Origin of the sequence: Paenirhizobium selenitireducens ATCC BAA-1503, assembly GCF_900492185.1 — a bacterium.
Taxonomy (GTDB): domain Bacteria; phylum Pseudomonadota; class Alphaproteobacteria; order Rhizobiales; family Rhizobiaceae; genus Allorhizobium; species Allorhizobium selenitireducens_A.
The window spans coordinates 67,047-79,406 of record NZ_UEYP01000003.1 but is presented as its reverse complement, the minus strand read 5'-3'; the positions used below and the strand labels follow the sequence as shown (position 1 = coordinate 79,406).

Annotated in this window: 15 protein-coding genes; 10 read left to right on the top strand and 5 right to left on the bottom strand. The window is 60.4% G+C overall.

Annotation, left to right across the window (positions count from 1 at the left end; all coding sequences use genetic code 11):
- Positions 1-143 precede the first annotated feature (143 nt).
- Positions 144-734 carry a DUF1134 domain-containing protein gene (locus tag RHIZ70P_RS06560; RefSeq protein WP_115669602.1) on the bottom strand — a complete coding sequence of 197 codons (591 nt, stop codon included), beginning with the start codon at positions 732-734 and terminating at the stop codon, positions 144-146.
- Between the two features lie 188 nt (positions 735-922).
- On the opposite strand from RHIZ70P_RS06560, the gene chpT reads away from it, so the two are divergent.
- Positions 923-1,579 (top strand): histidine phosphotransferase ChpT, encoded by a 657-nt coding sequence (chpT, locus tag RHIZ70P_RS06555; RefSeq protein ID WP_115669601.1) that lies wholly within the window; start codon positions 923-925, stop codon positions 1,577-1,579.
- A gap of 172 nt (positions 1,580-1,751) precedes the next feature.
- On the top strand, positions 1,752-2,114 hold the full coding sequence (locus tag RHIZ70P_RS06550; protein WP_115669600.1) for a response regulator: 363 nt from the start codon (positions 1,752-1,754) through the stop codon (positions 2,112-2,114).
- A 178-nt stretch (positions 2,115-2,292) separates the two neighbouring features.
- Here RHIZ70P_RS06550 and ctrA read toward each other — a convergent pair whose 3' ends face one another.
- Entirely contained in the window at positions 2,293-2,994 is a 702-nt protein-coding gene (gene ctrA / locus RHIZ70P_RS06545; RefSeq protein WP_054148338.1) for a response regulator transcription factor CtrA, read from the bottom strand.
- 445 nt (positions 2,995-3,439) lie between these two features.
- On the opposite strand from ctrA, the gene RHIZ70P_RS06540 reads away from it, so the two are divergent.
- Positions 3,440-3,790 carry a flagellar export protein FliJ gene (locus tag RHIZ70P_RS06540; RefSeq protein ID WP_115669599.1) on the top strand — a complete coding sequence of 117 codons (351 nt, stop codon included), beginning with the start codon at positions 3,440-3,442 and terminating at the stop codon, positions 3,788-3,790.
- A gap of 120 nt (positions 3,791-3,910) precedes the next feature.
- Here the strand turns inward: RHIZ70P_RS06540 and RHIZ70P_RS06535 are convergent, their stop codons facing one another.
- Positions 3,911-4,198 carry a GNAT family N-acetyltransferase gene (locus RHIZ70P_RS06535; RefSeq protein WP_115669598.1) on the bottom strand — a complete coding sequence of 96 codons (288 nt, stop codon included), beginning with the start codon at positions 4,196-4,198 and terminating at the stop codon, positions 3,911-3,913.
- Between the two features lie 114 nt (positions 4,199-4,312).
- On the opposite strand from RHIZ70P_RS06535, the gene RHIZ70P_RS06530 reads away from it, so the two are divergent.
- Positions 4,313-4,771 carry a paraquat-inducible protein A gene (locus RHIZ70P_RS06530; RefSeq protein ID WP_115669597.1) on the top strand — a complete coding sequence of 153 codons (459 nt, stop codon included), beginning with the start codon at positions 4,313-4,315 and terminating at the stop codon, positions 4,769-4,771.
- An 82-nt stretch (positions 4,772-4,853) separates the two neighbouring features.
- Here the strand turns inward: RHIZ70P_RS06530 and RHIZ70P_RS06525 are convergent, their stop codons facing one another.
- Positions 4,854-5,129, bottom strand: coding sequence for a DUF1153 domain-containing protein (locus tag RHIZ70P_RS06525; protein WP_006725852.1), 276 nt, complete (start codon positions 5,127-5,129; stop codon positions 4,854-4,856).
- Between the two features lie 410 nt (positions 5,130-5,539).
- Here RHIZ70P_RS06525 and RHIZ70P_RS06520 point away from each other — a divergent pair, with 410 nt between their 5' ends.
- Positions 5,540-6,280: a helix-turn-helix transcriptional regulator gene (locus tag RHIZ70P_RS06520; RefSeq protein ID WP_115669596.1), complete on the top strand. Its 741-nt coding sequence runs from the start codon at positions 5,540-5,542 to the stop codon at positions 6,278-6,280.
- Positions 6,281-6,333: 53 nt separating this feature from the next.
- On the opposite strand, the gene RHIZ70P_RS06515 is transcribed toward RHIZ70P_RS06520, so the two are convergent.
- A complete protein-coding gene (locus tag RHIZ70P_RS06515; protein WP_115669595.1) occupies positions 6,334-7,359 on the bottom strand; it encodes a DUF2793 domain-containing protein in 1,026 nt (341 codons plus the stop codon).
- 596 nt (positions 7,360-7,955) lie between these two features.
- On the opposite strand from RHIZ70P_RS06515, the gene RHIZ70P_RS06510 reads away from it, so the two are divergent.
- Genes RHIZ70P_RS06510 through RHIZ70P_RS06490 form a run of 5 tightly spaced genes read left to right on the top strand, consistent with a single transcriptional unit; the run spans position 7,956 to position 12,228 of the window.
- A complete protein-coding gene (locus RHIZ70P_RS06510) occupies positions 7,956-8,858 on the top strand; it encodes a branched-chain amino acid ABC transporter permease (RefSeq protein ID WP_115669594.1) in 903 nt (300 codons plus the stop codon).
- Between the two features lie 4 nt (positions 8,859-8,862).
- A complete protein-coding gene (gene livM / locus RHIZ70P_RS06505; protein ID WP_115669593.1) occupies positions 8,863-10,254 on the top strand; it encodes a high-affinity branched-chain amino acid ABC transporter permease LivM in 1,392 nt (463 codons plus the stop codon).
- Positions 10,254-11,126 (top strand): ABC transporter ATP-binding protein, encoded by an 873-nt coding sequence (locus tag RHIZ70P_RS06500; protein ID WP_115669592.1) that lies wholly within the window; start codon positions 10,254-10,256, stop codon positions 11,124-11,126. Before livM ends, RHIZ70P_RS06500 begins: the two co-directional genes overlap by 1 nt.
- On the top strand, positions 11,126-11,854 hold the full coding sequence (locus RHIZ70P_RS06495) for an ABC transporter ATP-binding protein (protein WP_115669591.1): 729 nt from the start codon (positions 11,126-11,128) through the stop codon (positions 11,852-11,854). Before RHIZ70P_RS06500 ends, RHIZ70P_RS06495 begins: the two co-directional genes overlap by 1 nt.
- Positions 11,855-11,874: 20 nt before the next feature.
- Positions 11,875-12,228: a DUF6867 family protein gene (locus RHIZ70P_RS06490; protein ID WP_115669590.1), complete on the top strand. Its 354-nt coding sequence runs from the start codon at positions 11,875-11,877 to the stop codon at positions 12,226-12,228.
- Positions 12,229-12,360: the final 132 nt, after the last annotated feature.

Below are 12,360 nucleotides of genomic sequence, written 5' to 3'. Positions count from 1 at the left end.
CCACTTTTTCGGTTTTTCGATCTTCCACACCCAATAATCACGCGCCGCCGGTCAGGACAAGCGGCGCCGCGGTCGGAGGATCAGGAATCTGTCGCGCGTCGAGACGAGGGCCGAGTGCGTTCGCGGGCTCTGCTCCGTTCCCTTCAGAAGGGATTCCAGGTCGGCTGGCGGGTGAGCTTCAGGTAGCCGACATTGACGCCGAGACGGGCGCCGACGCCGGTGCGGATCGGCACGAGAACGACGTTGCTGCTTTTCAACACGGTCATGCCGATGCCGGCCACGACGTAGGCCGAACCGCTGACCCCGCCATAGCGGGCAAAAAGAGCTTCGACCGACGGCAGGTCGTAGACCAGCATCATCACGCGCGTGCCATTGCCGCCATAGTCGATGCCGAGCGAAGGGCCCTGCCAGAACACGTCGTGCTGGCCGGCATTCTTGGTGTTGAGCTGCCCCTCGCCATAGGTGAGGCCGGCGACGAAGGCGCCGGAACCCTCCTGGCCGAGGATATAGCCGTTCGGCAGGCCGTAGTTCTGGAAGGCCTTCTCGATCACATTGGCGAGCGCGCCGCTGGTCGAGCCGAAGAAGCCGTGACCGGCGTCGACGATTTCCTGGGCCGTGTATTCGCCCTGGGCCCGTGCCGGCGTGGGAGCCATGCCAAGGCCGGCAACGAAGAGAAGCATGGCCGCGAGGACCATCCGGCGGGCGGCGAAATTGCGGGTCGTCATCTGGCGCATGGGGTCTCCTCCATCCGTAATCGGTGCAATTGGTCTCTCCAATGCGGGTAATACCATTTAGCGAGCATCCTATTAATAATCGGTTTACCAAATATGGTGTCATTATGGCCGAAAGGAATCCGATCATACCGAGCGCCCCGTTCAGCGCACGCGGCCCTTGTGTTGGCGATCGATATTCAGGAGCGACGATGCCGAAAAATCTCAATCTGACCCTTGCCGGTCCGGACCTCGCGGCCTTGCTGTGCAGCCGCGTGTGCCATGACGTGATCTCGCCGGTCGGCGCGATCAACAACGGCCTCGAACTGCTCGACGAGGGCGGTGCGGACGCTGACGCAATGGATCTCATTCGCACCAGCGCGCTCAACGCCTCGGTCCGTCTGAAGTTCGCCCGGCTCGCTTTTGGCGCCTCTGGCTCCGTCGGGGCATCGATCGACACGGGCGAAGCCGAGAAGGCCGCCAAGGATTTTGCCGCCGCCGAGAAGAAGACCGAGGTCAGCTGGAACGGCCCGCGCGCGATCATCCCCAAGAATCGGGTGAAGCTTCTGCTTAACCTGTTTCTCGTCGCCTACGGCGCGATCCCGCGGGGCGGTCAGCTCGACATCACGCTGGAAAACCCGGAATATGACGCCAAGTTCAAGATCGTCGCCAAGGGGCGGATGATGCGCGTGCCGCCCAAGTTCGCCGAGATCGTCGGCGGCACCATCGAGGAGGCGATCGACGCCCATTCGATCCAGCCCTACTACACCGTGCTGCTGGCCAGCGAATGCGGCATGGAGCTGAAATACTTCGCCACCGATGACGAGATCGTCTTCACGGCGGAGGTATCCGAGGCGGTGGCACCCTGACCGGTTCCCAGATCCGTCCCCTTGAACCAGCCAATCTGAAGACGCGCCAAGGCGCGTCTTTTGCGTTTCGGACCTCGGTTGCAGTAACCTTTCATTAGTCGAACGCATTTATCATTGTGGCCATGGACCGCATTTTCCATGATGGAAAAAGGGCTCGGCGGGGGAATTGACGATGCAGCGCTTGATGATTGCCGATAGCTCCGACGTGGTTCGCAAGGTCGGCAAGAAGATCCTGTCGGAAATCGGCTTCCTGGTGCTCGAGGCCGCGACCGCCCGCGAGGCGCTGATGCGCTGCGAGACGGAACTGCCCAATATCATCATCGTCGATGCCGGCCTGGAGGGTGCTCTCGACCTCATCGCCAATGTTCGCGCACTGCCGGAAGGCAAGGGCGTGCTGATCTATTATTGCGTGGTCGAGGCGGACCTGAAGACGATGATGGCCGGCAAGCGGGCCGGGGCCAACGACTTCCTGCTCAAGCCGTTCGATCGCAAGATCCTGACCCAGATGTTCACCGACAAGGCGATAGCCGCCTGAGGCTGCCAGACGATCGGCATTGACCTTGACGCCCCGCACAAACGGGGCGTTTTTCGTTTCGGCTTGTGTCAGTGAATGGGCGGGTAGGGCGGCGATGCGGGGCCGGACCGCGAAAACAAAAAACCTGCCCGGTGAGGGGCAGGTCGAATGCAGCGCGGGGGATGCGCCTGTGCGGGTATCAGGCGGTTTCCATGTACTCGGCGCCATCCGGCTCGCGCAGCACATAGCCGCGGCCCCAGACGGTCTCGATGTAGTTGGCGCCGCCCGCGGCGTTTGCGAGCTTCTTGCGCAGCTTGCAGATGAAGACGTCGATGATCTTCAGTTCCGGCTCGTCCATGCCGCCATAAAGGTGGTTGAGGAACATTTCCTTGGTGAGCGTCGTACCCTTGCGGAGCGAAAGCAGCTCCAGCATCTGGTATTCCTTGCCGGTCAGGTGAACGCGCTGGCCGCCGACTTCGACGGTCTTGGCATCGAGGTTCACGATCAGTTCGCCGGTGATGATGATCGACTGGGCGTGACCCTTCGATCGACGTACGATGGCATGGATGCGTGCGACCAGTTCGTCCTTGTGGAACGGCTTGGTCATGTAGTCGTCGGCACCGAAGCCGAGGCCGCGAACCTTGTCCTCGATGCCGGCCATGCCGGAGAGGATGAGGATCGGTGTCTTGACCTTGGAAAGACGCAGCGTGCGCAGGACCTCGTAGCCGGACATGTCCGGAAGGTTGAGATCGAGCAGAATGATGTCGTAGTCGTAAAGCTTGCCGAGATCGACGCCCTCTTCACCGAGATCGGTGGTGTAGACGTTGAAACTCTCCGATTTGAGCATCAGTTCGATGCTCTGCGCCGTGGCGCTATCGTCTTCGATGAGTAGAACCCGCATATTTATCCCCTTTACCGCCGCCGAAAGGTCGTACTTGGCCCCCTACGCGATACGGATCCAGTCGTTGCCTGATTTGAAGGCTGCCACCAAATGGTTAACAAATTCTGATTCCTTCTGGCAAGGTGTATCGAATTTATTAAACAAATATACCAGTCTCCTGATTTTTCATCCATTTCCGGCATCGCCACAATTGAATCAGAATACGAGAAAATCCCGCTAACCGATTCATTTGACTCATCATTGTCATGAGCCTTTTAAGGCCCTGGCATTTACTGACCCTTAAATGATCTCACCTATCATTAACGATGCCCGTAAACGAAAGGTTACCAAAGGTAGGTTTTTGTTAACGCCGCCGTTTTTTTTCGAGAATGATTCGTCGGAAGATCGGCTTTGGCATTGTGTCAGTCAGTGTGGCGGGGGGTCTCGCATCACGGGAGTATTGCGTATGAAGTCGCGTGAGAGCCTAGTGCGCCTGAAAGGATTTCAGGTCACAGAAAAACGTCGGCAGTTGCAACAATTGCAATCAATGATGGCGGAGTTCGAGCGGATGGCGAAGGAACTGGAAAACCAGATCGCCATCGAGGAGAAGAAGTCCGGGATCAGTGATCCGAACCATTTCGCTTATCCAACCTTTGCCAAGGCGGCCCGCCAGCGGGCCGACAATCTCCAGGTGTCGATCCGGGAACTCAAGGTTCAGCAGGAGGCGGCCGAGCTTGGCTTGGAGGAGGCCGAGGCGGAACATGCCAAGGCCGCTGCGCTCGAAGAGCGCGACGGCCAGATGCGCATCCGGGCCTAGCGTCCCGGACAGGCGAGAAAAGAGGATGTGGCATGGCGGCGGCGCGGACGGGTTCCGTGGCCGCCGGCCCATTTCGTCTTGCCCAGACTCGCCGGGGCGGTGTCCTGTCGATCCGGCCGATCAGAACTTGATGACGTCGCCCCACTCGGGGTTGCGCCCAGCCTGGGCGCGGAAGAACGGGCAGAGCGGGATGATCTTCCAGCCGCCCCGGCGCGCTTCTTCGATCGCAAATAGAGCCAGCGCCTGGCCGGCACCCTTGCCGCGCATGCTTTCGGGAACTTCGGTGTGGTCGACGATGATGAGGCTCGGCGATGCCCGCGAATAGGTCATGACCGCCGGCTCTTCCCCTTCGACGAAACGGCCGACGTAACGACCGCCCGATCCGGCCTCTTCCTTCGTGATGTGCATGGCTTCCCTCGCGCTGCGGCAACAGCGATGGCTTAACATCGGAGGCTTTTCGCGGCAATGATGCGCAGCATGCGGGCAAGAGGTGGCCGCGTGATTCGCGCGGGAGCTGCAGGAATGATCTGGGTTAAGGCGGCCCTGCTGGTGCTGGCGCCGATGTTTTTCGCGCTGGGCGTCGTCCTGCCACTGGTGCGCTTTGAAAAGCTCTATTTCTTCGTCGACAATCCGTCGCTGGTGGAGATCGTCGTCGCGCTCTGGCGTGACGGCAATGGCGGGCTTGCCTTGCTGGTTGGCCTGCTTTCGATCGCCTTTCCGGCGGTCAAGCTCGTCGGCCTTGCGGCGGAGGCGTTTACGGTCTCAGAATCAGGGCCTCGCGGAGGGCTCCTGCATGCGCTCGTGCCGTTCCTGTCCAAGTGGTCTATGATGGATGTCCTGCTGGTGGCGATCGTCATCTTCGCGGCCAAGACCAGCGGGCTTGCGGAAGCCTTCACCCAGCCGGGCTTGTGGTTCTACGCGGCATCATCGGTGCTGGCGGGATTGCTTCACCATTTGCTGCGCCAGGGGGCGGTGCAATAGAAAACGTGCGCGCAAGGAGGGTTTCCCGCGCGCACATGGATCGTCGTGGAGTTTGAGCGGCTTGCGCCGCGCCAGTGCCCCGTCAGTGGCGATATTGCTGGATGCGCGTGGTGCGCAGGCCCGGCAGGCCGTGGTCGTTGATGGAGGACTGCCAGGAGAGGAATTCCTCGACCGTCAGGGTATAGCGCTCGCAGGCTTCTTCCAGGCTCAACAGGCCGCCGCGCACCGCGGCGACAACCTCGGCTTTCCGGCGGATCACCCAACGGCGCGTATTGGCCGGCGGAAGATCGGCAATGGTAAGCGGGCTGCCATCGGGGCCGATGACGTATTTCACTCGGGGGCGGATCATTTCGGTCATTGGACTCTCTATACATACTCAAGACCACACGGATGCATCCTAGTCCCCCACCTTTAAAATTTGCCTAAGCGTGTTGTAAGCATTTGATAATTATTTTAGCGAGCTGGCTTGTCGGGCGAATGGGCAGTCGCGGGCCGTCCTTGCCTGTCGTTGCGTAAACTTGCGGCATCTGCATAGGAGTTATGCTGATTTAGAAATTTTCTAATCTTAAAATTGTAGTAAAAGCACGACAAGACAACGGTGTCATTGGCTATCTATTCCCGCCGCAAGCTCAAGGCGCACTCGATATGAGCCGCCCGAGCGAGAACCGAAAGATCGGCACCAGCCCCGTTCTCTACCGTTCCATACATGTTCGTTCGATACGCAACACTTAAAGACGCGGCCGCATCGCTTCGGTCGGAAGGAGCTCAATGTTCAGGGTGACCGAGTCGATCTGCCATGAAGAAGAAGGCAAGGGCGTTTCCGCCGTCCCGGTCGACGATGCGGGCCTTTGTCCCCTCGGCCGGCAGTTTGCCGCGCTTGGGCGGCGCTACGGTTTCGATTATTTCTTCGTCGGTAACTTTCCGAAGGCCGACAAGCCGGAATTTTCGGCGAATGCGCTGTTCTGCAATTGGCCGCTCGAGCTGAAGGAACGATATCGCACGGGCGACCAGTTCTCGGCGAGCAAGCTGGTTGCGCGCCTGAAGCAGAGCATTGTTCCTTTCCAGTCCGGTGAATGCCTGTTCGTCGGCGAAAGGAATGACGAGGCCGATCACGATCTGGCCGGTGCATTTGCCGCTTGCGGCATGGGTTTCAGCCTCGCCTTCGCCATCCACGATTGCGCCCTTGCCCATTATCTCTTCGTCTTTTCCGGAGAGAGAGAGGAGCTGGATCGCCAGGATGTCGCAAACTTCTATTTCGAATGCCTCGAACTGCTGGACAGCTGTTCCAGCCGGATCGCCCAGCGGGACGGACCGCGCGAGAAGCTGTCGGCGCGCGAGATCGAGTGCCTGCGTTGGTCGGCCGCCGGCAAGAGCAGCGACGAAATCGCCATCATCCTGTCGATCTCGAGCCACACCGTAGTCAGCTATCTGAAGAGCGCGATGCGCAAGCTGGATTCGGTCAACCGCATGCAGGCGGTGGCTCGCGCCTGCCGGTTCCGACTGCTCTGATCCGAACGTCACCGATCGCGTCCTGACGGGTTCGGCCTTCCTTTGTAGCGTCGCTACAAGAGGAACGCCGAGACTTCGGTGTGGCCGTAACCGAACAGAAGTTGCGCGGTGCCGGTATGGCGAAGCGTCAGGGTGTCGCCCTGGACAAGCGTGGTGATCGCGGTCGAGGACTGCGTACTGTCGGTGCCGTTCACGGCGATGATGTCGTTCGTGTCGTTTCGCCGAAGCGCCACGCCATGGCCCGATGAGGTCTCGGCATCGACGTTGAGCGTGACGAGATAGGTTCCGCCGGCCGGAACCACCAACGCGTGCCCCTGGCCCGACGCCAGTGCCGCACCGAGGACAAAACCTCCCGCTGCGAGATGAAGATCGTCAAAACCTGTCGTGGAGCCCGCGGCCGGAGACAAGGTACCGGACGTGCGTGCCGCGCGCACCAGCGGGCGCTCCCCCATTTCCACCCGTCCCTCTGGCGTGATCGACAGCGCCGTCTTCCATGCGCCGCCATCATTGCTGACCTTGATGGCAAAGCGGTCGTCGCCGGCAAGTCCCATTTCCGCCTTGCCCTGCCAGCCGGACTGGAAAAGCAGTGACGCCGTATTGGCCGGGGCCGCCTTGTTGATCTTCAGGCGATGATCGTCGCCGGAATGGGTGAAGAGACTGGCCGGCGCGGAAACGGCCAGCCGGTTGGCCGGATCGGCCGTGGCGCCGATCCCGAGCGTCGACAACCGGATGTCGGCGGGCAGGGGGCATTCGTCCCAGACCGATCCGGTGAAAACCTTCAGCCGGCCGTCGATGCGGTCAAAGCCGCGCCAGCCGGTGCGCGGCGCGATGAAGATCCAGGCGCCGTCCTGGCGTAGGGCGAGGCGTTCAGAGTGGCCGGCCCAGGCATCGGTCGCGCCCGGCAGCACCCAGAAACACTCGCCCTCGTTCGGCGCGGCCGGCGGGTTGGCCAGATGCGCGGTGATCACCAGCTGGACGACCGCGTCGAGCGTCTGCAGGGCTTCGTTATGGGTCACATGCTTCTGGGCCTGTGCCGGCATGAGATAGGGGAGGGCAAGGTTCACCGTTTTGTCCGACATGATGGCAATCTCCGCTTCCTAGGGTCTGAGTGACAGCTTGGAACGCATTGCGGCCATGGGGACGAACGAGAGGCAAGCGCGCTGAAAAGACTGCTGTTTATCGGTCCTGTTTCCCCGTTTTAAGATGTGTGGCCTCGGCCAGATGGCAGGGGTTGCCGGGTCGGGAAGGTGTACAGGCGCTGCGAAACGCGCCGCATTTGGCGCCGTCTTGGCCGCTTTGTGATTGGCTTGGAGTCGATTTCGCGTTTATGCTTTCCGGAATGCGGCAATTCAGTCGCACGACCTGTCGTTGTCGAGGTGCGGCAGGTTCGCGGGATCGGTGGAACTGAATCACAGTCGCGGCCGAAAGAAGGCTAAATCGCGACGGTGAAAAACACCGTGCCATCCAATTTTTCGCCATTTTGTGCCAATTTTTTGATGGATCTGCCGACAAAAGCACCAAACTGTTGCTAAATGCCGGTAAAATGCGCGCTGCCTAGTTTTTCGACTTCACATTTTTGCCGAAAACGCTATCAAATCCGAGCATGTTAAGAACCCCGCTAAGGGACAACATAAAAAGGGACGCGCCAAAAAGGGCCGTGTCCGGGGGATTGGTAATGGAGTACTTTATCCAGCAGCTCATCAACGGGCTGACTCTTGGATCCATCTATGGCCTGGTGGCTATCGGCTATACCATGGTCTACGGCATCATCGGCATGATCAACTTCGCCCATGGCGATATCTTCATGCTCGGCGGCTTCGCCGCTCTCATCGTGTTTCTCATCCTGACATCGTTCTTCGCCGGCATACCGGTGGCGCTCGCGCTGCTGATCATGCTGGTCGTCGCGATGTTGATGACGGGTTTGTGGAACTGGACGATCGAGCGGGTTGCCTACCGGCCGCTGCGCGGGTCTTTCCGCCTGGCGCCGCTGATCACCGCGATCGGCATGTCGATCGCCCTGTCGAACTTCATCCAGGTCACGCAGGGTCCGCGCAACAAGCCGATCCCGGCTCTGGTCAATGATGTGTACCACTTCGGCGCGATCACGATTTCGCTGAAGCAGTTGCTCATCGTCGTCATCACGTCGATACTGCTCGCCGCCTTCTGGTACATCGTCAACAAGACGCCGCTCGGCCGCGCCCAGCGCGCCACCGAGCAGGACCGCAAGATGGCGGCGCTTCTGGGCGTCGACGTCGACAAGACGATTTCGATCACCTTCGTCATGGGTGCCGCGCTCGCGGCGGTCGCGGGCTCGATGTACCTGATGTACTACGGCGTGGCCTCGTTCAACGACGGCTTCATCCCCGGCGTCAAGGCGTTCACCGCCGCCGTCCTGGGTGGCATCGGATCGCTTCCGGGCGCCGTGCTCGGCGGTCTTTTGATCGGTCTCATCGAATCGCTCTGGTCGGCCTATTTCAGCATCGCCTACAAGGATGTCGCGACGTTCGCCATCCTGGCCTTCGTGCTGATCTTCAAGCCGACCGGCATCCTTGGTCGACCCGAAGTCGAGAAGGTCTGATCCCATGGCAAATCCTGCAAACGTGGCCGGCACGTCTCAATCCGGTACCCTTGCGCGCGCGCTCAAGGAGGGCATCTTCGCGGGTGTTCTGGCGCTCGGCCTGTTCAGTCTCTATGTCGGGATCAAGACCGACCAGGACATCAACAATGCGCTGATCTGGTATCCGCGCTGGGGCCTGCTGGCGATCTTCGTCGCCGTTGCCGCCATCGGCCGTTTCCTCATCGTCGGCTTCTATCACCCCTGGAACCAGGCCCGGAAGGAACGGCTTTCGGAAATGCCGGTGCATGAGATCGAGGCCAAGCCCTCCTTCTTCCACCAGCATTTTCTCAAGCTCGCGCTTCTCGCGCTGGTGCTTTATCCGCCGGTCGTGATCTGGATTGCGGGTGTTCAGGGCTCGCTGAAGTTCGTCGACAATTTCGGCATCCAGATCCTGATCTACGTCATGCTGGCCTGGGGCCTCAACATCGTCGTCGGTCTGGCCGGCCTGCTCGACCTCGGCTATGTCGCCTTCTACGCGGTCGGCGCCTATTCCTATGCGCTCCTGTCGCAGCACTTCGGCCTGTCCTTCTGGGTCCTTTTGCCGCTGTCGGGCATTCTCGCCGCCTTCTGGGGCATCATTCTCGGCTTCCCGGTTCTTCGTCTTCGGGGCGACTATCTGGCCATTGTCACGCTCGCCTTCGGTGAAATCATCCGTCTCGTGCTGATCAACTGGACGGACGTTACCAAGGGTACGTTCGGCGTCTCCGGCATTCCGAAGGCAACGCTGTTCGGCATCAAGTTCGATGCCTCGCCGACCGGCTTTGCCAAGATGTTCGATCTGCCGATGTCGTCGGCCTACTACAAGATCTTCCTCTTCTATCTCATCCTCGCTCTGTGCATGCTGACCGCCTATGTGACGATCAAGCTGCGCCGCATGCCGATCGGGCGGGCATGGGAAGCACTGCGCGAGGACGAGATCGCCTGCCGTTCGCTCGGCATCAACACGGTGACGACCAAGCTGACGGCTTTCGCCATCGGCGCGATGTTCGGCGGTTTCGCCGGCTCGTTCTTCGCCGCCCGCCAGGGCTTCGTCTCTCCGGAAAGCTTCGTCTTCCTGGAATCGGCGGTCATCCTCGCCATCGTCGTTCTCGGTGGCATGGGTTCGCTGACGGGTATCGCCATTGCTGCGATCGTCATGGTCGGGGGTACGGAACTGCTGCGCGAAATGGAGTTCCTCAAGCACATCTTCGGGCCTGACTTTACGCCGGAACTCTACCGCATGCTGCTCTTCGGCCTGGCCATGATAGTGGTCATGTTGTTCAAGCCGCGCGGCTTCGTCGGCTCGCGTCAACCGACCGCCTTCCTCAAGGAGAGCAGGGCTGTCTCGGGAAGCTTTACCAAGGAAGGTCACGGCTGATGACTTCCGGAACGAATATGATGACCAAAGATACGCTCCTCAAGGTCGAGCACCTCTCGATGAAGTTCGGCGGCCTGATGGCCATCAACGACTTCTCCTTCGAAGTCAGGCGCGGTGAGATCACCGCGCTGATCGGGCCGAACGGCGCCGGCAAGACCACGGTGTTCAACTGCATCACCGGTTTCTACAAGCCGACGATGGGCATGATCACGCTGACGCTGCAGGATGGCCGACAGCACCTGCTGGAGCGCCTGCCCGACTTCGAGATCACCAAGAAGGCCAAGGTCGCCCGAACCTTCCAGAACATCCGGCTGTTCTCAGGCCTCACCGTTCTGGAAAACCTCCTGGTGGCACAGCACAATGCGCTGATGAAGGCATCGGGCTACACCGTCCTCGGTCTGCTGGGCTTGCCCGCCTACAAGCGGGCGGCCAATGCGGCGATCGAAAAGGCGAAGTACTGGCTTGAGAAGGCCGATCTCGTCGATCGCGCCGACGATCCGGCCGGCGACCTTCCCTATGGCGCGCAGCGCCGTCTGGAAATCGCCCGCGCCATGTGCACCGGACCGGAGCTTCTTTGCCTGGACGAACCGGCGGCCGGCCTCAACCCGAAGGAATCGCTGGCGCTCAACGCGCTCCTGCGCAGCATCCGGGACGAGGGGACGTCGTTGCTGCTGATCGAGCACGACATGTCCGTCGTCATGGAGATTTCCGACCACGTCGTCGTGCTCGAATACGGGCAGAAGATCTCCGACGGCACGCCGGACCATGTGAAGAACGACCCGAAGGTCATCGCGGCCTATCTGGGTGTCGAGGATGAAGAATTGGACGAAGCAATCCACGAAGTCGAAGCCGTTGCGGGAGGAAAGATCTGATGTCTTCCGAACCGCTTCTCAAGGTCCAGGGCGTCGAGACCTATTACGGCAACATCCGGGCGCTCGGCGGCGTAGACGTCGAGGTCCACAAGGGTGAGATCGTCAGCCTGATCGGCGCCAACGGCGCCGGCAAGTCGACGCTGATGATGACCATCTGCGGCAGTCCGCAGGCGCGCGCCGGCACCGTCACCTTCGACGGCACCGACATCACCAGGATGCCGACCCACCTCATCGCCCGCCGTCGAATCGCCCAGTCGCCGGAAGGTCGTCGCATCTTTCCGCGCATGACCGTGTACGAGAACCTCCAGATGGGGGCGGGTCTCGACAACCTGAAATATTTCAACGAGGACGTCGAGAAGATCTACACGCTCTTCCCGCGCCTCAAGGAGCGCCAGTCCCAGCGCGGTGGTACGCTGTCCGGCGGCGAGCAGCAGATGCTTTCCATCGGCCGCGCGCTGATGGCCCGTCCGAAGCTGCTCTTGCTCGACGAACCGTCGCTCGGCCTCGCGCCGCTGATCGTCAAGGGCATCTTCGAGGCGATCAAGAAGCTCAACAAGGAGGAGGGGCTCACCGTCTTCCTCGTCGAGCAGAACGCCTTTGCCGCGCTGAAGCTCTCCGACCGTGCCTATGTCATGGTCAACGGCAAGGTCACCATGAGCGGGACGGGCAAGGAACTGCTCGCCGATCCTTCGGTTCGCGCGGCCTATCTCGAAGGCGGCCACCACTGAGGGTGGAAGGGGAATAGAATATGCAAGGCTTGTTTTTCGAAAGCGATACCGGCGTCCGCATGGTTCTGCGCTTCCTGGTTCTGCTGCTCGGCTTCTGGACCGCATGGCGGACCGGCAAGGCGGTGGCAGAGGGCTGGCAGACCTATCCGACTGTCGTCGTCTATACGCTGCTTCTCGGCGTTGTCATGCGCTTCCTGCACTATTCGCTGTTCCAGGGGCCCTTCATCAGCCCCCTGCTTTTTGGCGTCGATGTGTTGATTTTGCTTGTTTTTTCTACCGCAGGTTATCGCTCGCGGCGGACTACCCAGATGGTCGATAACTATTATTGGCTATACGAGAGGACCTCGGCCTTCTCGTGGAAGAAGAAAGATTGACAGCCGCGTTTTTCTTGTCTCACATGTGATGCAAGAGCGTGAGCTTCATAAGAGTGGAACAGCTTTTCCTGTGCAGTCATGGTGGGTATTGCGCAGGGTTCTTGAAACCTAACCCGCCTAAAAAATTGGGAG

Coding starts and splice junctions, on each gene's coding strand:
- RHIZ70P_RS06560 (WP_115669602.1), bottom strand. CDS start 734: ATGCGCCAGATGACGACCCGCAATTTCGCCGCCCGCCGGATGGTCCTC.
- chpT (WP_115669601.1), top strand. CDS start 923: ATGCCGAAAAATCTCAATCTGACCCTTGCCGGTCCGGACCTCGCGGCC.
- RHIZ70P_RS06550 (WP_115669600.1), top strand. CDS start 1,752: ATGCAGCGCTTGATGATTGCCGATAGCTCCGACGTGGTTCGCAAGGTC.
- ctrA (WP_054148338.1), bottom strand. CDS start 2,994: ATGCGGGTTCTACTCATCGAAGACGATAGCGCCACGGCGCAGAGCATC.
- RHIZ70P_RS06540 (WP_115669599.1), top strand. CDS start 3,440: ATGAAGTCGCGTGAGAGCCTAGTGCGCCTGAAAGGATTTCAGGTCACA.
- RHIZ70P_RS06535 (WP_115669598.1), bottom strand. CDS start 4,198: ATGCACATCACGAAGGAAGAGGCCGGATCGGGCGGTCGTTACGTCGGC.
- RHIZ70P_RS06530 (WP_115669597.1), top strand. CDS start 4,313: ATGATCTGGGTTAAGGCGGCCCTGCTGGTGCTGGCGCCGATGTTTTTC.
- RHIZ70P_RS06525 (WP_006725852.1), bottom strand. CDS start 5,129: ATGACCGAAATGATCCGCCCCCGAGTGAAATACGTCATCGGCCCCGAT.
- RHIZ70P_RS06520 (WP_115669596.1), top strand. CDS start 5,540: ATGTTCAGGGTGACCGAGTCGATCTGCCATGAAGAAGAAGGCAAGGGC.
- RHIZ70P_RS06515 (WP_115669595.1), bottom strand. CDS start 7,359: ATGTCGGACAAAACGGTGAACCTTGCCCTCCCCTATCTCATGCCGGCA.
- RHIZ70P_RS06510 (WP_115669594.1), top strand. CDS start 7,956: ATGGAGTACTTTATCCAGCAGCTCATCAACGGGCTGACTCTTGGATCC.
- livM (WP_115669593.1), top strand. CDS start 8,863: ATGGCAAATCCTGCAAACGTGGCCGGCACGTCTCAATCCGGTACCCTT.
- RHIZ70P_RS06500 (WP_115669592.1), top strand. CDS start 10,254: ATGACTTCCGGAACGAATATGATGACCAAAGATACGCTCCTCAAGGTC.
- RHIZ70P_RS06495 (WP_115669591.1), top strand. CDS start 11,126: ATGTCTTCCGAACCGCTTCTCAAGGTCCAGGGCGTCGAGACCTATTAC.
- RHIZ70P_RS06490 (WP_115669590.1), top strand. CDS start 11,875: ATGCAAGGCTTGTTTTTCGAAAGCGATACCGGCGTCCGCATGGTTCTG.